20 protein-coding genes, 4 tRNA genes and 1 rRNA gene are annotated in these 21094 nt (G+C 51.5%); 1 reads left to right on the top strand and 24 read right to left on the bottom strand.

From position 1 onward, the window contains the following. Nucleotides 1-5: 5 nt before the first annotated feature. On the top strand, nucleotides 6-1559 hold the full coding sequence (locus A0U42_RS03075) for an ABC transporter substrate-binding protein (protein WP_065359821.1): 1554 nt from the start codon (nucleotides 6-8) through the stop codon (nucleotides 1557-1559). Between the two features lie 158 nt (nucleotides 1560-1717). On the opposite strand, the gene A0U42_RS03070 is transcribed toward A0U42_RS03075, so the two are convergent. The 24 genes from A0U42_RS03070 to rrf form a co-directional block, all read right to left on the bottom strand. Continuing rightward, nucleotides 1718-2926, bottom strand: coding sequence for an ATP-binding protein (locus tag A0U42_RS03070; protein WP_065359820.1), 1209 nt, complete (start codon nucleotides 2924-2926; stop codon nucleotides 1718-1720). Between the two features lie 176 nt (nucleotides 2927-3102). Then, on the bottom strand, nucleotides 3103-4638 hold the full coding sequence (gene guaA, locus A0U42_RS03065) for a glutamine-hydrolyzing GMP synthase (protein ID WP_044503112.1): 1536 nt from the start codon (nucleotides 4636-4638) through the stop codon (nucleotides 3103-3105). Nucleotides 4639-4744: 106 nt separating this feature from the next. Then, nucleotides 4745-5299 (bottom strand): CBS domain-containing protein, encoded by a 555-nt coding sequence (locus tag A0U42_RS03060; protein WP_083122217.1) that lies wholly within the window; start codon nucleotides 5297-5299, stop codon nucleotides 4745-4747. Nucleotides 5300-5314: 15 nt separating this feature from the next. After that, a complete protein-coding gene (locus A0U42_RS03055) occupies nucleotides 5315-5785 on the bottom strand; it encodes a CBS domain-containing protein (RefSeq protein WP_065359819.1) in 471 nt (156 codons plus the stop codon). A gap of 207 nt (nucleotides 5786-5992) precedes the next feature. After that, nucleotides 5993-7216, bottom strand: coding sequence for a CaiB/BaiF CoA-transferase family protein (locus A0U42_RS03050; RefSeq protein ID WP_065359818.1), 1224 nt, complete (start codon nucleotides 7214-7216; stop codon nucleotides 5993-5995). A 209-nt stretch (nucleotides 7217-7425) separates the two neighbouring features. Then, the gene (locus A0U42_RS03045) at nucleotides 7426-7812 is read right to left on the bottom strand and encodes a RidA family protein (protein WP_044503115.1); all 387 of its coding nucleotides are present in this window, start codon (nucleotides 7810-7812) and stop codon (nucleotides 7426-7428) included. 88 nt (nucleotides 7813-7900) lie between these two features. After that, nucleotides 7901-9316, bottom strand: coding sequence for an amino acid permease (locus tag A0U42_RS03040; RefSeq protein ID WP_065359817.1), 1416 nt, complete (start codon nucleotides 9314-9316; stop codon nucleotides 7901-7903). 13 nt (nucleotides 9317-9329) lie between these two features. Continuing rightward, nucleotides 9330-10550: a threonine ammonia-lyase gene (gene ilvA, locus A0U42_RS03035; RefSeq protein WP_065359816.1), complete on the bottom strand. Its 1221-nt coding sequence runs from the start codon at nucleotides 10548-10550 to the stop codon at nucleotides 9330-9332. Nucleotides 10551-10840: 290 nt separating this feature from the next. Then, nucleotides 10841-10916: transfer RNA gene (locus tag A0U42_RS03030), tRNA-Glu, on the bottom strand. Between the two features lies 1 nt (nucleotide 10917). Continuing rightward, nucleotides 10918-10993 (bottom strand) — tRNA-Asn (locus tag A0U42_RS03025). Between the two features lie 84 nt (nucleotides 10994-11077). Next, complete coding sequence (locus A0U42_RS03020) at nucleotides 11078-12286, bottom strand: MFS transporter (protein ID WP_065359815.1); 1209 nt, start codon at nucleotides 12284-12286, stop codon at nucleotides 11078-11080. Nucleotides 12287-12436: 150 nt separating this feature from the next. After that, nucleotides 12437-14065, bottom strand: coding sequence for a chaperonin GroEL (groL, locus tag A0U42_RS03015; RefSeq protein WP_065359814.1), 1629 nt, complete (start codon nucleotides 14063-14065; stop codon nucleotides 12437-12439). A gap of 53 nt (nucleotides 14066-14118) precedes the next feature. Continuing rightward, nucleotides 14119-14400, bottom strand: a complete 282-nt coding sequence (gene groES / locus A0U42_RS03010; protein ID WP_044503120.1) for a co-chaperone GroES — start codon at nucleotides 14398-14400, stop codon at nucleotides 14119-14121. Between the two features lie 136 nt (nucleotides 14401-14536). Then, nucleotides 14537-15127 (bottom strand): ANTAR domain-containing response regulator, encoded by a 591-nt coding sequence (locus A0U42_RS03005; RefSeq protein WP_065359813.1) that lies wholly within the window; start codon nucleotides 15125-15127, stop codon nucleotides 14537-14539. Nucleotides 15128-15130: 3 nt separating this feature from the next. Beyond that, nucleotides 15131-16543 (bottom strand): histidine kinase N-terminal domain-containing protein, encoded by a 1413-nt coding sequence (locus tag A0U42_RS03000; RefSeq protein ID WP_065359812.1) that lies wholly within the window; start codon nucleotides 16541-16543, stop codon nucleotides 15131-15133. Between the two features lie 28 nt (nucleotides 16544-16571). Then, nucleotides 16572-17582, bottom strand: coding sequence for a tRNA (adenosine(37)-N6)-threonylcarbamoyltransferase complex transferase subunit TsaD (gene tsaD, locus A0U42_RS02995; protein ID WP_065359811.1), 1011 nt, complete (start codon nucleotides 17580-17582; stop codon nucleotides 16572-16574). Nucleotides 17583-17599: 17 nt separating this feature from the next. Continuing rightward, nucleotides 17600-18073 carry a ribosomal protein S18-alanine N-acetyltransferase gene (gene rimI, locus A0U42_RS02990; RefSeq protein ID WP_065359810.1) on the bottom strand — a complete coding sequence of 158 codons (474 nt, stop codon included), beginning with the start codon at nucleotides 18071-18073 and terminating at the stop codon, nucleotides 17600-17602. Beyond that, nucleotides 18064-18774 carry a tRNA (adenosine(37)-N6)-threonylcarbamoyltransferase complex dimerization subunit type 1 TsaB gene (tsaB, locus tag A0U42_RS02985; protein WP_065359809.1) on the bottom strand — a complete coding sequence of 237 codons (711 nt, stop codon included), beginning with the start codon at nucleotides 18772-18774 and terminating at the stop codon, nucleotides 18064-18066. Before tsaB ends, rimI begins: the two co-directional genes overlap by 10 nt. Then, entirely contained in the window at nucleotides 18758-19228 is a 471-nt protein-coding gene (gene tsaE, locus A0U42_RS02980) for a tRNA (adenosine(37)-N6)-threonylcarbamoyltransferase complex ATPase subunit type 1 TsaE (protein ID WP_065359808.1), read from the bottom strand. The genes tsaB and tsaE overlap by 17 nt, the downstream gene beginning before the upstream one ends. A 4-nt stretch (nucleotides 19229-19232) precedes the next feature. Continuing rightward, nucleotides 19233-20216 (bottom strand): thiamine-phosphate kinase, encoded by a 984-nt coding sequence (gene thiL, locus A0U42_RS02975; protein ID WP_065359807.1) that lies wholly within the window; start codon nucleotides 20214-20216, stop codon nucleotides 19233-19235. An 18-nt stretch (nucleotides 20217-20234) separates the two neighbouring features. Continuing rightward, nucleotides 20235-20642 carry a hypothetical protein gene (locus tag A0U42_RS02970; protein ID WP_044503128.1) on the bottom strand — a complete coding sequence of 136 codons (408 nt, stop codon included), beginning with the start codon at nucleotides 20640-20642 and terminating at the stop codon, nucleotides 20235-20237. A gap of 119 nt (nucleotides 20643-20761) precedes the next feature. After that, nucleotides 20762-20838, bottom strand: a tRNA-Arg gene (locus A0U42_RS02965). A 37-nt stretch (nucleotides 20839-20875) separates the two neighbouring features. Beyond that, nucleotides 20876-20951: transfer RNA gene (locus tag A0U42_RS02960), tRNA-Trp, on the bottom strand. Between the two features lie 5 nt (nucleotides 20952-20956). Continuing rightward, nucleotides 20957-21073, bottom strand: a 5S ribosomal RNA gene (gene rrf, locus A0U42_RS02955). Nucleotides 21074-21094 lie beyond the last annotated feature (21 nt).

Raw genomic sequence — 21094 nt, 5'->3', positions numbered from 1 at the left:
ATGCAATGAAATGGAAGAAACTGGCGGCACTCATGGTCGGTGCTCTGCTCTGCGTCGGAGCCATTACCGGCTGCGGCAATGATTCGGCCGGAGGTGGCAGTGGAAATAAGGTACTGACGATTGGCGACACGACCTTCAACAGCTCCAATGAAGAACCCGACGTCAACCCCCACAACGCCTACGCCGGCTGGGCCTGTATCCGCTACGGCATCGGCGAGACCCTGGTCAAGTACTCCGATGACATGGAGCTCCAGCCTTGGTTGGCGGTCAAGTGGGAAAACACCGATCCCTTGACATGGAAACTGACTCTTCGTGACAATGTCAAATTTTCCAGCGGCCGTGTAATGGATGCCGCTGCCGTCAAACAGTGTCTGGAACATCTGATTGCCAACAACAAACGGGCCCAACAGGACTTGAAGATTGCTTCTATTGAAGCAAATGGGCAAGAACTCATCATCAAGACGACAGAACCGAAGCCGGCCCTGCTCAATTATCTCGGCGATCCCTACGGCTGTATCATCGATGTCGACGCCGGCTTTGAAAACGGGATTGTAGCCGGTACGGGTCCGTATATCGCGACCGATTTAAAGACCGACGACCATCTGACCCTCAAGAAAAACGACAACTATTGGGGCGGCACGCCGAAGCTCGATAAGATTACGATCCGCACCATTACCGACGGCAACACCCTGGCCAATGCCCTCCAGTCTGGTGAAGTGCAGGCGGCTTACGGCATGGCTTATGAAAGCTACCCCCTCTTCCAAAATGACCAGTACAATATCTCCCAGATTTCTACGTCCCGCTGTTTCTTTGGCAAGATGAATTTCGATCCCGATTCAGTCTGCGCCGATCCGGCTGTCCGCAAGGCCATTGCCATGGGGATCGACAAGAAAAGTTTCGTCGACAAACTGTTGGAAGGAAACGGATTCCCGGCGAACGGCGTATTCCCGGCGGGCTCTGCCTTTGGCGGCGATAAGGTAACGACCGAAACCTACGATCCGGAAGGGGCCAAGAAAGTGCTGGAACAAGCCGGCTGGTCAGACACCGATGGCGACGGGATTCGCGAGAAGAACGGTAAGAAACTGGTCGTAAAATGGCTGACCTATCCGAGTCGTCAAGAACTGCCGCTGTTGGCCGAATCGGTCCAATCCACGCTAAAAGATATCGGCATCGCCGTAGATATCAACAACACTGCCGACAACAACCAAGTCGTCAAAGATCCGAAAAAATGGGATGTCTATGCCATGGCCAACGTCCAGGCTCCTACGGGAGATCCGGAGTACTGGTTCACCGTATTTGCCGTAAGCAATGCCACCAAGAACCAGGGAAAATATCACAGCGCCAAGTTGGATGCCCTGGAAGAACAACTGAGTCAAGAATTCGATCCGGCCAAACGCGCCGCCCTGGCCGTCCGGATGCAGCAGACCGTCCTTGACGATAACGCCTTTGTCTTCTGTTCGTTCTTGAAGATGAGCATGATTTCCAAGAAAAACGTCAAGAACTATACCTCCCATGCCTGCGATTACTATCAGGTCACGGCCGATTTGGACGTCGAATAAATTTGTACTTGTCTCCCGAAGTCGTGACAACGAAAAATCTATCCATAATAACCTCAAAACAGCCGTTTACGTCGCAAAGCGTAAACGGCTGTTTCATGTTGAAGTTCCAAATTAAGGACGACCCCGACACCCAGGTCCTTCGAGCTATTTTTATAAGATCATTCCGGTTCCTCTGCCAACAAGAAGTCAATGATATTCACATTGCGGATTCCATTGAAGTCTTTGATATACGTCCGGTCCATGGTTAGCACCACTTTTTCGTATTGATCGGGAATTTGCTGCAAAGGCGCAAGTTCCCGGTCCCTTGTCTTTTCATCCATGATACTGGCAGAAACCTGATAATATACCTTCCGTGTCGGTTTAGAAGCTATAAAATCGACTTCCAGATTCCCCAATTTACCGACCCCCACTTCATATCCGCGGCGCAGGAGTTCCAAATATACGATATTCTCCAAGACATGTCCATAATCTCCGCCGTGGAATCCCAGCAAGGCGTTGCGAAGGCCATTGTCCACTATATAGTATTTTTCCAATGTCTTGAGATACAGTTTACCTTTAATATCGTAGCGATCAGCACGATAAAAGATATAGGCATCCCGCAGCATTTTCAGGTAATTGTCGACAGTCCCGGGAGTGGTTTTCCGGCCCTGGCTCGTCAAGTATCCACTGATTTTACTGGTCGACACAGGATTACCGATATTATCCGCCAAAAATCGCACGATCTGCTCCAATAAGGCCGGATCTCGCACCGCATTGCGCTGCACAATATCTTTCATCAAAACCGTATTATAAATGCCGCTTAAAACCGTTTGAATGACATTCATATCCTGCGGCATGCCGGGAATAACAGGCATCCCGCCAAACTGTAAATATTGTTGGAAGGCCTCATCGATATGTTGTTTTTCATCCGGACGGAAATCCAAATACTCCCGGAATGACAAGGGATATACCTCGATCAATACATATCTCCCCGAAAGCAGCGTCGCAATTTCAGAAGAAAGCATCTTGGCATTGGATCCGGTCACATAGATATCGGCTTTCTGTTCTGCAAAAATAGAATTGATGGCTTTTTCCCAATTCTGAACGAGCTGGATTTCATCCAACAGCAAGTATACGTGCTCCTTCCCTGCCATCTGTTCCTGCAGAAGTTGATAAAGGGCACGATAGTCCTTCACATCGTCCCAGAGCATGAATTCAAAGTTGATATGGATGATGTGTTCCGGGGCAATGCCATCGTCAATAAGTTTGCGTTCCCATAAATCAAGCAGCGTTGACTTTCCGGCTCGACGCATTCCTGTCAAAACTTTGATCAAAGGCTGGTCCTTTAATTTTATGATTTTTTTTAAGTACAAGTCTCTATTTGTCATATCTTATCACCTTTTTATATTATATCATAAAAAGATATTTTTTAAAAAAGTTTTTATGTTATAAAAGAAAAACTTTTACAAAAGGCTGACGACTGTCGGTTCACTTTGAGAACTTTCAATAAAAAAAGAACCCTCACAAATCGCTTCACGTTGCGATTTATGAGGGTTGCTATTATTTATTCCCATTCAATGGTTGCAGGCGGTTTACTGGTGATATCGTAGACGATGCGGTTGATATGGTCTACTTCGTTTACGATGCGGCTCGAGATTTTATCGAGGACATCGTAAGGAATGCGGGCCCAATCAGCCGTCATGAAGTCTGTCGTCGTAACGCCGCGCAGGGCCAGGGTGTAGTCATAGGTTCTGAAGTCGCCCATGACGCCGACGGAGCGGTTATTGGTGAGGACAGCAAAGTACTGGTTGATGTCGCGCTGCATGCCGGCATTGGCGATTTCTTCGCGGAAAATAGCGTCGGCATCGCGGAGGATATCCAGTTTGTCTTTGGTGATTTCACCCATGACGCGGATAGCCAGGCCCGGACCCGGGAAAGGCTGGCGCCATACGAGGTATTCGGGAAGGCCCAGTTCAGCCCCGAGTTCGCGGACTTCGTCTTTAAAGAGGTTGCGAAGGGGTTCGATGAGGCCTTTGAAATCGACGACAGCCGGAAGGCCGCCGACGTTGTGGTGGCTCTTGATGACGGCAGCATCACCGGCACCGGATTCGATGACGTCGGGGTAAATCGTCCCCTGCGCCAGGAAGTCGACGGATCCGATTTTACGGCCTTCGTCTTCAAAGACGCGGATAAATTCTTCACCGATGATTTTCCGCTTCCGTTCGGGATCGCTGACGCCTTCCAGTTTAGAAAGGAAGCGGTCGGACGCATCGACGCGGATGAAGTTCATGCCGCTGTCTTTAAAAGCGTTTTCGACTTCGTCGCCTTCGTTCTTGCGAAGGAGGCCGTGATCGACGAAGATGCAGGTCAGCTGACTGCCGACGGCCTTAGAAATGAGGGCCGCAGCCACCGAGCTGTCGACGCCGCCGGAGAGGGCCAGGACGACTTTGCCGTCGCCGACCGTTTCTTTAATGGAGGCAATGGCCGTCTTGGCGTAGTTGGCCATGGTCCACGAGCCGGTGCAGCCGCAGACTTCAAAGAGGAAATTATGGATCATTTCCTTGCCGTGTTCCGTGTGGAGCACTTCCGGATGATACTGCATGGCATAGAGTTTTTTCGCCGGATTCTGCATGGCAGCGACCGGGCAGTTCGCCGTATGGGCTACGACTTCAAAGCCTTCGGGAATGGAGGCGACGTAGTCCTGATGACTCATCCAAACGACTTCTTTTTCCTGAAGGCCTTTGAATAAGGGCGATGCCGTATTGACGTCGATTTCCGTCTTGCCGAATTCCCGCATGGTCGCATGCTGGACTTCACCGCCTAAGGTTTGGGCCATGAACTGCATGCCGTAGCAGAGGCCGAGAACAGGCGTGCCGAGCTGGAAGACTTCGGCTTCGATCTTCGGTGCATTTTCTTCATAGACACTGCCGGGGCCACCCGTAAAGATGACGCCTATGGGCTGAAGTTCCTTGATTTTTGCAACGGCTTTATGATAAGGGTATACCTCACAATATACGTGATTTTCGCGGACGCGCCGTGCGATGAGCTGGTTGTATTGACCCCCAAAATCGACGACGATAACGAGTTCTTTGGTATCCATTATGGCCTCCTCGTGAATGACTTTTTTAGCAGCACAGCTGCCTAAATGATAAGATCATATAATTATACCACAGGACAGCGCCCATGCCTAGCCACAAAGGAGGCGATTACTTCCATTCCCGATACAAATCCTTTAAGATGCAGGCCCGGGTAATCATGCCGACGACGCGATGGTTGTCGACGACGGGCAGGATCTTCAAGTGTTCAATGACCATGACGGCGGCGACCTGTTCGATATCGGCTTTAGGCGTGGCGATCATGACGTCTTTGGTCATCAGCTTCTTACAGGGCTGATCGAGGAGGTTTTTAAATTCCTTGACGTACTTACAAATGCGGTTGGTGTACACTTTTTTGCCCATGAAAGGCAGGCGAGGCACGTGAGGCTTCGAGCTGCGATACATGAGGTCGGCACTGGAAATAAGGCCGATGAGATGGCTGTTTTCATCGACGACCGGTACGGCCAGGAGGCGATGTTTAATAAAAAGACGGAATACATCGCGAATGGGCGTATCCGCCGTAACCGATACGAACACCTTTTCCATGACATCCCGAACGAGGACGGCCGGTTGTTCTGCCGGCGCTTCCACCGTTTCAGCCGCTTCAGACGTTTCGACAACTTCTTCTTCGACGGGCAATGAGTCTTTCTTCATGTCTTCCGTCATCTTCTTCTCCCCCTTTTAATCTTCCCCGTATTCACGGTACAATTCATCGAGAATATTGCCGCGCGTAACGATGCCGACAATGTGTTTTTCTTCAACAATAGGAATGACCTTCAAGTGTTCGGCTACCATGACGCCGGCAATCTGTTCGACATCGGCATCGGGTGCTGCAATGATGACGTCTTTGGTCATCATGTCGTGGGCCGTGCAGGCCAAAAGTTTCTTAAAGCCCTTGTCGTATTCGCTGATACCGTTGTAATAGATGCTGGCACCGAGCAAATTGACGTAATGCGGAACGTGGGGCTTTACTTTCTTGTACAGCAAATCGGCGTCGGTTACGATCCCGACCAGTTCTTTCTTGTCATTGATGATAGGAATGGCCGTGATGTGATTCTTGACGAACAGATTGACTAAGTCAAACACAGACGTTTCCGGGCTTGCCGTGATAAAAGCTTTTTCCATAATATCGGATGCAGTACGTTTTGCCATATAGTATCACTCCTTTAAAAGAAAACGGCACGTATGTCGTCTTATATATCTATTATACTATAAATATTAGACATAAAGGGTTTGATTTCCTGCTATGAGGTGAAAAAATCTCTAAAGACCGTCCATTCACCGACGGCACTCACGCCAGAAGAGCCTCCGCAAGCTCCCCATCGAAAGGGGCTCGGTTCACGACGAGGGGCACTTCTCTTAAATAACTCCCGCTTCATGAAGACGGACAATCTCTTCCTCTGTCAGATGGACTATGTTTTTGAGGATATCGTCGGTATGCTGCCCCAAGGTCGGTGCCGGCCGAAAGGCCTTATCCTCGCAGCCATGGATTTTGATGGGAGTCCCCGGTACGGAAATCGTCTCCCCAATGGCAGGATCGTCAATATCCCACAGCATATGGCGCCGTTTTATGACCGGGTTTTCGCACACCCCCTTGGTATCGGCAATGCGGCCAAAGGGGATTTCGGCATCGGAGAGCTTCATTTCCAGTTCATCCAGCGTGTGCTGCCGGCTCCAGCCTTCAATAATCGGTTTCAATTCGTCCGGATAATGTTCGCAGCGCAGTTTATTATCGGCAAATCGCGGGTCATCGGCCAGCTCCGGTTTTCCCATAATCTGACACAAAGACCGCCAAAAGCGCTGGGTCCCGCAGACCAGGGCAAATTTCCCGTCGGCTGCTTCCAAAATATCGCAGGGAGCCACGGACAGATTTCGGTTGCCTACGGCTTCTACAATATCTCCGTTCAGTTCGTAGGACAGGGCCCCTGTTTCTAAAATAGAGAAAATCGTATCTAACATAGAAACATCGACACGCCGCCCCATGCCGGTCCGTTCCCGCTGGAATAGGGCCATGACGATAGCCAGGGACAAATAGGTCCCGGAATAGTTGTCGGCAATAGACGATCCTACTTTATACATATGGTCCTTTTCACCGGTCATGCTCATGAGTCCGCCCATGGCCTGGGCAATGAGATCATAACTGGGGAGTTCCGCTTCCGGACCGTCCAAACCAAAACCTGAAATCGAAGCGTAAATCAAGGACGGATTGATGTCTTTTAAGACCTCATAACCGAGCCCCAATTTTTCCAGGGTACCGACGCGGAAGTTTTCACAAAGGACATCGACTTCTTTGATTAATTTTTTGAAAATCTCTTTGCCCTCTTCCGTTTTCATATTGAGGGTCAGGCCAAACTTATTGCGGTTGATATAGGCATAATACCCGCTGGCACCATTTTTAAAAGGGGCCCAGCCACGGGACTGATCCCCCTTTCCCGGCACTTCCAGCTTAATGACCTCAGCCCCCTGATCGGCCAGATGCATGGTACAAAAGGGTCCGCTGTAGGCATGGGTCATATCGAGGACACGGACACCGGTCAAGGGCTTTGTCTTCACATCTGCCGACTGTTCTTTATGTTGTTCCATACAGATTCCTCCTCTTGATGGCACTTACTCAACCCGGCCATCGTATGAATCCCATTATAGATTTAGCAGCAGCCTCGGATGCTATGGAAAGGGGATTCTAATTGAGTAAAAAAAATAGTGGTGCCATGAGAATGCACCACTATTTCAAATGACTTACAACGTTCAACACTGCGAAAAAGAACCTTCTTCGACGGTGCAGAAATAAGGCCTTATTTTCCGCAGTACGCGATGACTTCGACTTCGACGAAGACGTCTTTGGGAAGATGGCTGATTTCGACGCAAGACCGAGCCGGCAGGGTCTTCTGGAAATATTTGCCATAGACTTCATTGACGGCGCCAAAGAAATTGATATCCGTCAAATATACCGTCGTCTTGACGACATTATCGTAGCTGAGACCGGCTTCTTCCAAGATAGCACCGACGTTCTTCATGCACTGTTCGGCCTGTCCGACGACGGTTCCGGCAACGACTTTGCCTTTTTCCGGGTCGATGGCGATCTGGCCGGATGCAAAGAGGAAGTCACCGGCTTTAATGGCCTGAGAATAAGGGCCTACGGCACCGGGAGCCTTTGTTGTGCTGATAACTTGTACTGCCATGTAAATGCATCTCCTTTAGAATGAATTATCATCTTTATTATACCTTAATCGCCATAAAAAAGCGATATGTTAGCCATTAGACAACGCCTTACGGTTCTTCATCGTTCTTAATCAGATGACCGTCTTGATCGTACTTCTTCTTGTTCAGGCCGCAGGCGAACCAGGCGATGATGACGGCTGCCATGTAGACCCACGACGAGAAGATGGACATCCGCGTATCGGGATTATAGAGCATGCCGATGGTGACCAGGACCAGGAACAGGATGCAGAAGTAGTTGGAATACGGATAGAGGGGCGATTTAAATTCGTGCTTAGCCATGACTTCCGGGCCCCAGGCCTTGCGGAAGTTCTTCTGGGCATAGGCCAGGACGAACCAGGCGACCATGCCCGGGAATACGGACGCGCTGTATAAGTAGAGGAAGAGCTTCGAATTCGGAATCAGGTAGTTCAAGATAACGCCGATAAACAAGACGATGATGGTAACGCTGATGCCGTTGCGGGGAACGCCGGACTTCGACAGTTTCAAGAAGCATTTCGGAGCCTGACCGTTCTGCGCTAACGTATAGATCATGCGGGCCGAGCTGTACATGCCGCTGTTACAGCCGGAAAGGGCTGCCGTGAGGACGACGAAGTTGATGATGGCTGCAGCCGACGAAATACCGACCTTTGCGAAGGTCATGACGAAGGGGCTGCCGATGTAGCTGACTTCGTTCCAAGGATAGATACAGAGAATGACGAAAATCGAGCCGATATAGAAAATAAGAATACGCCAAACGATATTATTAACAGCTCGTTTTAAAGTATGTTTCGGATTTTGAGCCTCCCCGGCCGTAATGCCTACCAGTTCGACGCCCTGGAAGGCCGCCGCAACGACGCACATAGCAGCCAGCATGCCGCCCCAGCCGTTCGGCATGAAACCGCCGTGTTCCCAAAGGTTACTGAAACCGACGGCGACACCGGCATTGCCGAAACCGAAGAGGATGACGGCACTGCCGACGATGAGCATGACGATGATGGTGACGACTTTAATGAGGGCGAACCAGAATTCAAATTCCCCGTAATACTTGACGGCCGCCATGTTGGCCACGGCGACGACGGCCATCCCGGCCAGGGCCGATATCCATTGAGGCAGCAAGGGGAACCAATAGTGGACGTAAATGCCGACAGCCGTGACTTCCGAAAGGCCGACGGCGACCCACAAGAACCAATAAGAGCAGGCCGTAAGGTAGCCGATAAAGGGGCTGATATACTTATGGCCGTAAGTTGCAAAAGAGCCGGTGACCGGTTCCTGATAGAGCATTTCACCCATGATACGCATGATAAAGAACATGACGACGCCGGTTACGGCATAACAGATGAGGACTGACGGCCCTGCCATTTGAATCGTATTGGCCGAGCCCATGAACAGGCCGACGCCGATAGTCCCGCCAAGGGCGATCATTTCAACGTGACGGGGCTTTAAGCCCCGTTCTAAGTTCTGCGCCCCTTCTTTATGGTCTTCCATTTCAAATTCCTCCTTATTTCATCATGACGAAGTAATGATTGTCGCGAAGGACATTCATCAGCTTTTCAACGTGCTTTTCATTGGCCGTTTCCAATTCCAGCGAAACCGCCGTCGTACCCATGCTGATGCCGTGCTGGCTCCGTTCGTGAGTAATGGAAAGGACGTTGGCACTCGTATCGGCAATGATCGACAGGAGCTTGACCAATTCGCCGGGAACGTCGGGAATGATGGTCTGGAAAAAGATCTTGCGCTGCGAGCGGATGAGGCCCTGATTGATGACCCGGGTCATGTTGTTGACATCGATGTTGCCGCCGCTTACCAGGGCTGCGACCTTCTTATTGCGGATGCCTGAAATCTTACCGTTCATGAGGGCTGCGACCGGTACGGCACCGGCCCCTTCGGCAACGGTCTTGCCTCGTTCGAGGAGGATCAGGATGGCACTGGCGATTTCCGATTCATCGACGGTGACGACTTCATCGACATATTTCTGACAGATGGAGAAGGTCAAATCGCCGGGCACCTTGACGGCGATCCCATCGGCTAAGGTTGCTTTTCCGTTATAGGCAATGGCTTGGCCGTTTTCAAGGGAAACTTTCATGGACGGCATGTTTTCCGTCTGGACGCCGATGACCTTGATTTTCGGATTGACGCTCTTAGCCGCTACGGCCAGGCCGGAAATGAGGCCGCCGCCGCCAATGGGGGCTACGATGGCATCGACATCGGACAGCTGTTCCATGATTTCAAGGGCAATCGTCCCCTGGCCGGCAATGACTTCCGGATCATTGAAGGGATGGACGAAGGTGTAGCCGTGTTCGGCTGTCAATTCAACGGCTTTGGCTGCCGCTTCATCGAAGAAGTCGCCGTGAAGGACGACGTTGGCTCCATAGCCCTTGGTGGCCGCAATCTTACTCAAGGGCGCATGTTTCGGCATGCAGATGACCGACTGACAGCCGTATTCGCTGGCCGCCAGGGCGACGCCTTGGGCGTGGTTTCCGGCTGAGGCTGCAATGACGCCTTTTTCCCGTTCTTCCGGCGTCAGCGATGCGACCTTATTGTAGGCACCGCGCAGTTTAAAGGAACCGGTCCGCTGAAGATTTTCCAGTTTTAAAAAGACTTTACAGCCTGCCAAATCACTGACCGAATTGCTGTACGACAGTCCCGTCTTTTGGGCGACTCCTTTCAGCCTCTCCTGGGCTTCTTGGATCATTTGTAGTGTTACTTGTTGTTCACTCATGTTGTTTGCTGCAAAGGCAGCGTCCCTCCTTTTAATTTATAATAATGCGTTTTTGCTATCTTTACTATACGCTTTCACCTGTCTATCGTCAAGAGAGTTACGTCCTCTTAATCCTTTTACAAGAGACATATGTTTATATATTAAGGATTTTCCCTTATTAATTTTACATAATTAGATTTTTATTATGCTAAATTATAAATATCAAAAATATTTTAACGATGTGTGATGATTCTGTAACATATTGGCAAAAAAATAAAGAGTCATCTCAATGAGACAACTCTTTATCGTCTTGGTGACCCCTACGGGATTTGAACCCATGTTCTCGCCGTGAAAGGGCGATGTCTTAGACCACTTGACCAAGGGGCCATGGCTCCTCAAGTAGGACTCGAACCTACGACAAATCGGTTAACAGCCGATTGCTCTACCAACTGAGCTATTGAGGAATAACTCATTTCGGCCGCTCCGACCGGAACAAGTGTTATTATACTAGAAGTCCATAGAAAAAGCAAGTACTTTTTTTATAAATTTCACAAACTTCCCCTTCCCGCTTCACGAAGGGCCGGATCGGGACGGCCCAGGAAGTGAAAGTAGGCAATGAAGCAATAGAGCAAGGCCAACAATCCGATGCCGGCTCCGACGTAACCGATATAAGGCAAGAAGCCGTAGGCCATGGTCCGGCCGCCGATCCAGGTTCCCAATCCGATGCCGACGTTGAAGATGCCGGAAAAGATGGACATGGCAACCGGCGTCGCTCCCGACGGGACCTGTCGAATGAGTTCGGCCTGGAAGGTTACATTAAACAAAGTCGACGAGCAGCCTAACATCAGGCAGACGGCCAGCATCCATTCCCATTGCGACGACGCCAGCTGCCACAAGGCGAGCATCAGGACCAGGCCGATGAAGCCCAGGCGGATGATGCCGTAGCGGTAGTGGTTGTAAAAATGAGAGAAAATATAGCTGCCCATAAGGCCGCTGACACCGAGGAGCATGAGCGTCGACGTAATGCCGTTAGCACTGAACTGCGCTACGAGCTTCAAGAAAGGTTCGATATAGCTGTAAACGGTAAAATAGGCCGTCGCAAACAGGACAGAGATCAAGTAGACGCTGACGACGAGGGGATTTTTTAAGAGCCTCGGCAATTCGTCCCGCGAAAAAGACGAATGACTGCGCTGGACCGGGACGAAACGGAACAAGTAGACCAAAACCAAGAGGGCCACGACGGTGATGCTGACAAAGGTCATGCGCCAACCGGCATAAAGGCCGATGACCCGCCCCAAGGGAAGGCCGAAGATCATGGCTACGGACGAGCCGGTAATGATCATGCTGAGGGCCAGGGGCCGATGTACCCTGGTGACTAAGCGGGCCGCCATGGGTGCCGCAATGGACCAGAAAACGGAGTGGGCACAAGCGACCAGGATACGGGCTGCGACCAGCATGGGATAGTTGACGGCAACCCCCGACAGGAATTGCCCTAGCGCAAAGACGCTGAGCGTCGCCAATAAGAGTTTCCGCAGTTCAATGCGGTAGAGTACCAGCATCAGCGGCAGGGACAATAAGGCCACCATCCAGGCGTAGATGGTAATCATGATGCCCGTCTGGTCTTCGGTCATCCCGAAGGACTGGGAAATATCGATGAGCAGCCCGATGGGCATGAATTCCGATGTATTGAAAATAAAGGCCGATACGGTAAGCCCTAAGAGGGGCAGTACATATTTTAAAGGAATAGTGCGAAGCATGAGGGTCCTCCTTTTTGCAAAATTGAACTTCTTTATGGTACTCGCCGTCCCTGTAAAAGTCAAGATTGTTTGGTATGCAAAAAAAAGAAACCTGCCATGAGACAGGTTTCTTTAAGGAGAGTACAGTCAGTGTATTCTAACCGGACGATCTTACATCATGCCGGGCATGCCGCCCATACCGGCCGGTGCTGCCGGGGCTGCCGGAGCCGGTTCCGGTTTGTCAGCAACCAAGGTTTCCGTCGTGAGGACGAGAGCTGCGATGGAAGCTGCATTCTGAAGAGCCGTACGGGTTACTTTGGCCGGATCGACGATACCGGCTTTAACCATATCGACATATTCTTCTTTAAGGGCATTGAAGCCTACGCCGTCTTCCGAGGATTTAACCTGAGCGACGATGACCGAGCCTTCGAGGCCGGCATTTTCAGCAATCTGACGGAGCGGAGCTTCAACAGCGCGTTTGACGAGGTTGATACCGGTCTGAATGTCGCCTTCTTCTTTGAATTCGTCGAGGGCCGGGAGGATGTCGATGAGCGTCGTGCCGCCGCCCGATACGATACCTTCTTCAACAGCTGCGCGAGTAGCGTTGAGGGCATCTTCGAGGCGATATTTCTTATCTTTCAATTCGACTTCCGTAGCAGCGCCGACTTCGATGACAGCGACACCGCCGGACATCTTAGCCAAACGTTCCTGGAGTTTTTCTTTATCGAAATCAGACGTCGTGTCAGCGATCTGAGATTTGATCTGAGCTACGCGTTCTTTGATGGCCTGAGCATCGCCGTGGCCTTCAACGATCGTCGTTTCATCTTTGGTTACGCGGACCTGGCGAGCCGTGCCGAGGTCTTCCATGGTAACGCTGTCGAGTTTACGGCCGACATCTTCTGTGATGACCGTAGCACCCGTAAGGGTTGCAATATCCTGAAGCATCGCTTTGCGGCGGTCGCCGAAGCCCGGAGCCTTAACGGCAACGGCTTTGAAGGTGCCGCGGAGGCGGTTGACGACCAAGGTAGCGAGGGCTTCGCCTTCGACGTCTTCAGCGATGATGAGTAGTTCTTTGCCGGACTGAACGACTTTTTCGAGGACCGGGAGCATTTCCTGGATCGAAGCGATCTTGCGGTCCGTAATGAGGATGTACGGTTCGCTCATGACAGCTTCCATCTTATCCGGATCGGATACCATGTACGGGGAGATGTAGCCGCGGTCGAACTGCATGCCTTCGACGACGGAGAGCTGCGTGCCCATGGTCTTCGATTCTTCAACGGTGATGACGCCGTCTTTGCCGACTTTTTCCATAGCGTCTGCAATGAGGCCGCCGACTTCTTCGTCACCGGCAGAAATGGAAGCTACCTGTGCGATGGAAGCTTTGTCGGAAACGGGGATCGAACGTTTCTTGATTTCTTCGACGAGTTTCGCCGTAGCTTTTTCGATGCCGCGTTTGAGGATCATCGGATTGGCACCGGCAGCGACGTTACGCATGCCTTCTTCGATCATAGCCTGAGCCAGAATCGTAGCCGTCGTCGTACCGTCACCGGCTACGTCGTTGGTCTTGGTAGCGACTTCTTTGACGAGCTGAGCGCCCATATTTTCAAAGGGATCTTCCAATTCGATATCGCGGGCGATGGTAACACCATCGTTGGTGATCGTCGGAGCCCCGAATTTTTTATCGAGAACGACGTTGCGGCCTTTGGGCCCCAAGGTAACTTTTACGGCATTTGCCAAAGCGTCGACGCCTTTGCCGAGGGCACGACGTGCATCTTCATTGAACAAAATCTGTTTTGCCATCTTTAACACACTCCTATATAAAAGATCAGTAGTTTTTCAGTAGTTGTAATCTATTAGATAATAGCCAGAATGTCGCGTTCGCTGACGATTAAATAATCGGTGCCTTCGAATTTGACTTCCGTACCGGCATATTTCGAGAAAATGATTTTATCGCCAACTTTAACATCCAATGCAAGGCGTTTCCCGTCATCCAGAAGCTTGCCCGAACCGACGGCGATGACTTCACCCTGACTCGGTTTTTCTTTAGCGGTGTCCGGTAAAAAGATACCGCTTGCAGTTTTTTCTTCTTGTTCCAATACGCGGATAACGACGCGATCTCCTAACGGTTTTAACATTGTATATTCCTCCTTAGACGTAAGTTGCTAGTCTTTATCAGCACTCTTCACTTCTGAGTGCTAACTTACAATATATATATTAGCCATTAAAGGTGAAAAAGTCAAGGCTTGGGCCTCAACTTTTTCTTTAATGGCTTTATTTTTTTTGACCTTTTATCTTTTCCGCTCCGGCAATGACCGATTCGGCCACTGTTTTCAAGGGTTTACGGTTCTTCATGCTGTATTGCTGGAGGCGCCGGTAAGCTTCGTCTTCGGAAATATGATATAAGTCCATAAGGCATCCCTTAGCTCGATCGACGGCCTTGCGGGTTTCGATCCGGTCGTTCATCTCTTCCAGCTGACGAGCCGCTTCCCGCTGGCGGCTGAATTGGGCCATGGCGATTTCAATGGCCGGAAAGAGGTTGACCGGGCTCACCGGTTTTACCAGGTAGCCGAGGACCCCCGAGTCTTTGGCTTTATCGACCATATCCTCCTGACTGTAAGCCGTGAGGAGCAGCACCGGTGCCAACCCTTCATGACCGATCATGCGGGCGGCATGGATACCGTCCAGGCGCGGCATCTTAATATCGAGTAAGACGATATCCGGCTTTTCTTTGCGCACCAATTCCAGTGCTTCCAAGCCGTCTGCCGCTTCACCGACGACGGTATGGCCGGCATCTTCCAGCATTTCACATAAATCCATTCGAATAATCGATTCATCGTCCCCTATTACAATGCGATACCCCATGGTTTAATCTCCCCTCTTTGACAATGGAAAGCGAATGACCGCCGCCGTCCCCTGCGGCTGCGCCTTAGAAAAAGCAATCGTTCCGTGCAGATCTTTTTCGATCAGCGTTTGCACAATGGCCAAGCCGAGATGTCTCCGGTTCGTGTCCTTAGCCGTCTGATCCATACCGACGCCGTCGTCACAGACGGTAATGACGCAAGATTCTCCTTCACAGCGAATCGCAATGGAAATCACGCCGTCCGACCGGCCTTCAAAGCCGTGGATGATGGCATTGGTAATGAGTTCATTAAGGATCAGGGCCAGGGACGTGACGACATCGGAAGAAAGGAGCAGCTTTTGGCCGGAAAACTTCGTTTCGACGCGGCATTCCTTGCTGACCAGACTGTGGGCCAGGAGGTTAAGCAATTTCTGAGCGACGTCGGACAAATTGATGTTTTCATCGTCGTCATAGGACAGGGTCTCATGGACCAGAGCAATGCTCAGGATCCGATTCAGGCTCTCCTTTAAGACGTCCCGTGCTTCGTCGCTGGCCGTCCGCCGCATCTGCATCCGCAGCAGGCTGGCAATGGTCTGCAAATTATTTTTGACGCGGTGGTGGATTTCCTTGATGACCGACGTTTTGACCATCAATTCCGCTTCTTTGCGATGGAGTTCGGTCCGTTCCGTCAAGATGGAAATGACCCTCCGCACCTTGCCGCGCTGCAAAATAGGAATGACCCGCCGCGATACGACGGCATCGCCGACAGTGATATCGTCCGCCAGGCCGTTGGCCTGGGCCAAGACCTGTTTGCCGCCGGTCACATCGAGGCTGGTATTGTAAATATTGGTCCCCGTAATGATCCCGTGCTGACCGCACATGTGGAGGATACTGTCGGCCATGTCGTCGGCATAAATGACGATGCCGTTGCAGTTGACCAGGACGACACCGTCCTGAATCGATAAGGGCCGGTACATGGAATGAAAATCCATCGGCACTTGGAGGGAGAGAAACGCCGTTTCCGTCAATAATTCCCGGTTATCCTCGACGACGCCGACAAAGGCGATGACGGCAATGGTGATGCCGCCGTTATCGACAAAGGGATAGGCCACGATGGGCGCTGTACGGCCGTATTCGATTTCCTTTTCCCCATGCATAGCCTTGCCGTCTTGAAAGACCTGATAGTTGAAAGGTTCTTCATAATGAGAAAAGACTGTCCCCGGTTCGGCCAGCTCATTTTGCCGCCCCTTCTGCAACAGCGGCGTCCGATGAGCGGCCAGGACCAGCGTCCCCTTACGCCGGCCGGGCACGTAGACGAAGAGCTCCCGGTGCGACAAGTCGCTGGCAAACTGCAGCAGCTCTTCACTATTTTGTAAGATATGGATCTGAACCGGCGACAGCGTGCTGGCTGTCCGGCAAATGGGTGCAAGTGCAGTCACGAAAATCCCCCCAGTACGGCCTTAAAGATTATTCCCCGGTAATCGGCAGGGCCGGTTTCGCATTGAGTGTCAAATCGGCAAAGCAGCCGGCCTGGGCCATATAGTAAGCCCGGCAGCCGATCATGGCTCCGTTGTCGGTGCAAAGGATCGGATCGGGATGGTAAAAGGCATAGCCCTTTTTATCGCAGGACTCCTGCATGGCCGCCGACAGGCAGCCATTGGCAGAGACGCCGCCGGCCAGGACGATTTTTTTGGCCCGGCTGTATGAAGCAGCATCCATCGTCTTTTCCACCAAGGTTTCGACGACGGTCTTTTGGAAGCTGGCGGCGACGTCAGCAGCATTATAGGACTCGCCCCGCTGTTCCTGGGTATGAAGATAGTTGAGGACGGCCGATTTCAAGCCGCTGAAGCTGAATTCAAAGTTATGCCGTTCATGAAGAGCTTTCGGAAACTCAATGGCATCGGGATTGCCGTCTTTGGCCAGCTTTTCAATCTGCGGACCGCCGGGATAGGGATAGCCCATGACCCGGGCAATCTTGTCGAAGGCTTCGCCGGCCGCATCGTCGCGGGTCTGGCCCATGAGCTTGAAGGAGTTATAGTCATTGATCTGGACGAGCTGCGTATGGCCGCCGGAAACGACGAGGGCCAAAAAGGGCGGTTCCAGTTCGGGATGACTGAGGAAGTTGGCAAAAATATGGCCTTCCATGTGGTTGACGCCGACCAAGGGTTTATCGGCAGCAAAGCTGATGGCCTTGGCTGCAGCCACGCCGACTAAGAGGGCGCCGACCAAGCCCGGGCCGTAGGTGACGCCGATATGGTCGATATCGTCGAGGGTGACCTTGGCCGTATCGAGGGCTTCTTTGATGATGGGCATGACGTATTCGATGTGTTGACGCGAGGCGATTTCCGGTACGACACCGCCGAATTTCCGGTGGATCGGTACCTGCGTCGATATGATATTGGAGCGAATGTGACGGCCGTCTTCGATGACGGCAGCCGACGTTTCGTCACAACTGGTTTCGAGTGCTAAGGTATACATAGATTTCATCCTTTTTTCTATAATAAATGGCTGAGCCATCGATAATTTTCTTTGGTGCAGTTCATAATGTAAGCATCTTCTACAGGCTGAGAATAATAGCCCTTGCGAATGGCCGTCTTTTCGTAGCCCAGCTTTTCATATAAGGCAATGGCGGCCCCATTCGACAGGCGTACTTCCAAGAAAACGGAGCGGCAGCCGTCATGAAACAGAGCTTCCATAGCTGTCCGCAGCAAGGTTTCGCCGTAGCCGAGGCCTCGTGACGACGGATGGACGGCGATGTTAGCCAATTGACCTTCGTCGGCAATGAGCCACAGATCGGCATAGGCTGCCACCGTCCCGTCGTCCCCTTCCAAGACGTAATAGCGGGCGACGCGATTATCGAATTCAGCCCGCAGGGATTGGTGAGACCAGGGGGAAGAAAAGGACGCCTCTTCAATGGCGATGATGTCCGGCAAGTCCTGAATCACGGCCCTTCTGATCGTTACTGACATGGTGCGCTGCCGTGCCGTTTTTCCCAGAGGACTTCGGCTTCACTGCGGCGAAGGTACGACGGAGTCAAGGTCATGCAGTCGTCGTAATCACCGGCGGCAAAGCGGACGTTTGCCCCGAGGGCTACGCTGCCGGCACGGGGAATGACCATCGTCGGCGGTGCCATGCGGAAAAGATCGGTCCGGCCTTCGATTTTCCCCCGCCCTTTTAAGGAGCCGTCGCCGCAGAAGACGACGGGATGTCCTTCGCCTTCCAGGGTATCCAACACTTCTGTGAGCGGTGCGATATAAATGTCTTTTTCCGTCACCAGCTTCGTCCGATCCCAGCGGTAGACGCCGGCGTAGACGTTGCCCTTTTGGGCATCGATCAAGGTGCATACCCGGTCGGATGTACCGACAAAATTATAGGCCAGGCTGATAGGGGTGGTCACGCCGACGATGGGAACATTCCAGGCAAAGGAAAGCCCCTTGGCCGTCGCAAGACCAATGCGCAGGCCCGTAAAAGAACCGGGGCCGACGGACACGGCCACGCCGTCGATTTGAGATTTCGTAACCGAGGCTTTGGCCAGCATGTCGGCAATATGGGGCATGAGCTGTTCTGAATGGGTCAGCCGTGCCTGAATCGTAAGTTCAGCCCGCAGGGTGTCTTCGTGGAGCAAGGCGACACTCGATACGAGGCTCGATGTTTCAATGGCTAAGAGCATATTTCTGTACCTCATTTTCTATAGACTGCCAGCGATTTCCTGAAAAGTCGAAGTGAAACAAGCGTTCCGTCGGGCTCATCTTTTCAATCGTGACGACAGCTGCATCGTCAGGCAGGCGGTCCGGGAATTTTTCAGACCATTCGATGACCGTGACACCACTGTCGATATAGTCTTCAAAGCCCAGATCATCGAGTTCATATTCTTCTTCCAAGCGATAAAAATCGAAGTGCTGAAGAGGAATTTTATTTTCATAGTAATTTAATAATGTAAAAGTCGGGCTGACGACGACATCGTCAATCCCCATCCCCTTGGCAATGCCTTGGACAAAGTGGGTCTTGCCGGCGCCCAGGTCACCGCGCAGAGCCAAGACAGAACCGTCTGTCAGCAAGGGGCCTAAAAAGGCGCCGAGGGCGATGGTTTCTGCCTCGGAGTTCGTTTTAATATCGATCGACATAGGTTTATCTCCTCTCAAAGTGATCCCAGCCCTTGGGCAAGAGGACCGACTCTTTCCCGTCATGCTGCAGCAGTACTCGCCCGACGCCTGCGCGGACAGTACCGATAGGCGTAACGTCGGGATAGTCGGCTTTAAGGGCTTTAAAATCATCAGGGGCCATGGTGAAGACCAATTCATAGTCTTCGCCGCCGTTAAAGACGAAGTTCAGCAGGTGTTTACCCGATTCGCCAGACCAGGCCTTCAATTCCGCACTGGTCGGAACGGCACTACCATCGATGACCAGTTCCACGCCGCTGGCTTTTGCGATTTCATTGGCTTCACTGGCAAGGCCGTCACTGATATCGTTGAGACTGTGGCAGCCATGCTTTACTAAAAGGCGGCCTAATTCGATGCGCGGCACCGGACATTGATGGGCCTTTTTCAAGGATTCGTAGCCGCCCTTTCCTTGGAGCAGTACGTCGAGACCGCCCGAAGAGTCGCCGACCGTATGCGAGACGGCAATGATATCCCCATCCTTGGCGCCGCTGCGCCGCAGGGCTTTTCCGGCTTCGATTTCACCGAAGGCAGCGACGGTGATGACGGCACCTTCTTTCGCCATGACCGTATCGCCGCCGAGGATATTAACTTCATACTGCCGGCAGATATCCTTGATACCGCGATACAGTTCGACGACATCATCGATTTCCATGGATGATGTCAAGGCCGTCGACAAGACGACCTGCGTCGGGACGGCTCCCATGGCTGCAATATCGCTGAGATTGGACGCTACCGATTTAAAGCCGACGTCATACCACTGGGCCGTCTTTCCAATAATGAAGTGGCTGTTTTGGACCATCGTATCGATGACCGTTACCTGCTGCCAGCCCGGCGTCGTCCGGTAGACAGCGCCGTCATCACCGATGCCGATGACGACATTTTCCGGATGATATAAGGTATTTTCTTTGATAATATCGATTAAGCCGAATTCTCCGACATCTGAAATTTTCATGATAAAACCTCCCGGTCTTTATGCTTCATACGAAATTCCATGGTCTTCGCACCATTTCTTGGCTATCTTTTCAAATTCCATCTGCTGGAAGGTGTACCAATACTTGACGAGTCCCATATTCCGCAGTTCCTGTTCGAGCTGGCTTAAGGACTTGCCGGCTTCGATAGAAGCAGCAAAAGCTGCACGCTGGTCGGCATCCTTCATCATAGGAACAAAGCCCTTTATCATTTCGGGCAGATCCAAATCGGCCTGCGTCGGCAGTTTGATATAGTCGTCAGGATGAGCCGCTACGTCATTGTCGGTCGGTTCATTCCCGGGAATTTCAGTCACCAAGGTCAATTTGCCGTCATCTTTATGTACATAGAATTTAAGGTACGGATTATTTAATTCAAAAGCTTTCAATAAGTCTTCCAATTGAACTTTCATCGAGTATACATCCCTTTCATCTGATCCAACGTATTTACTTATTATAGCATGGATAGGACACTGTCAAAAGGAAAAAAGATTCGTAAAAAAGCCATCAACAAAATGTTGATGGCTTTTGATGGTGACCCGGTAGGGATTCGAACCCTAGACCTACTGATTCGTAGTCAGTCACTCTATCCAGCTGAGCTACCGAGTCATGTGGGAATGAAGGCGAACCTTCATTCCATTTTTTGTGGCAGGGGCAGAAGGAATCGAACCCTCAACCAATGGTTTTGGAGACCACTACTCTACCAGTTGAGCTATACCCCTACAAAAATCAGCGGCTTCCTATCCTCCCAGGGGGCCTCCCCCCAAGTACTTTCGGCGTTTGCGGCCTTAACTGCTGTGTTCGGCATGGGAACAGGTGGATCCCCGCAGCTATCGCCACTGAATTTGTTTCAGGATTCGTATCC

Source organism: Megasphaera sp. DISK 18 (assembly GCF_001682955.1).
Classification (GTDB): Bacteria; Bacillota; Negativicutes; order Veillonellales; family Megasphaeraceae; genus Megasphaera; species Megasphaera massiliensis.
Note: the sequence above shows the minus strand (reverse complement) of the source record. Positions and strands in the feature narration are given on the sequence as shown.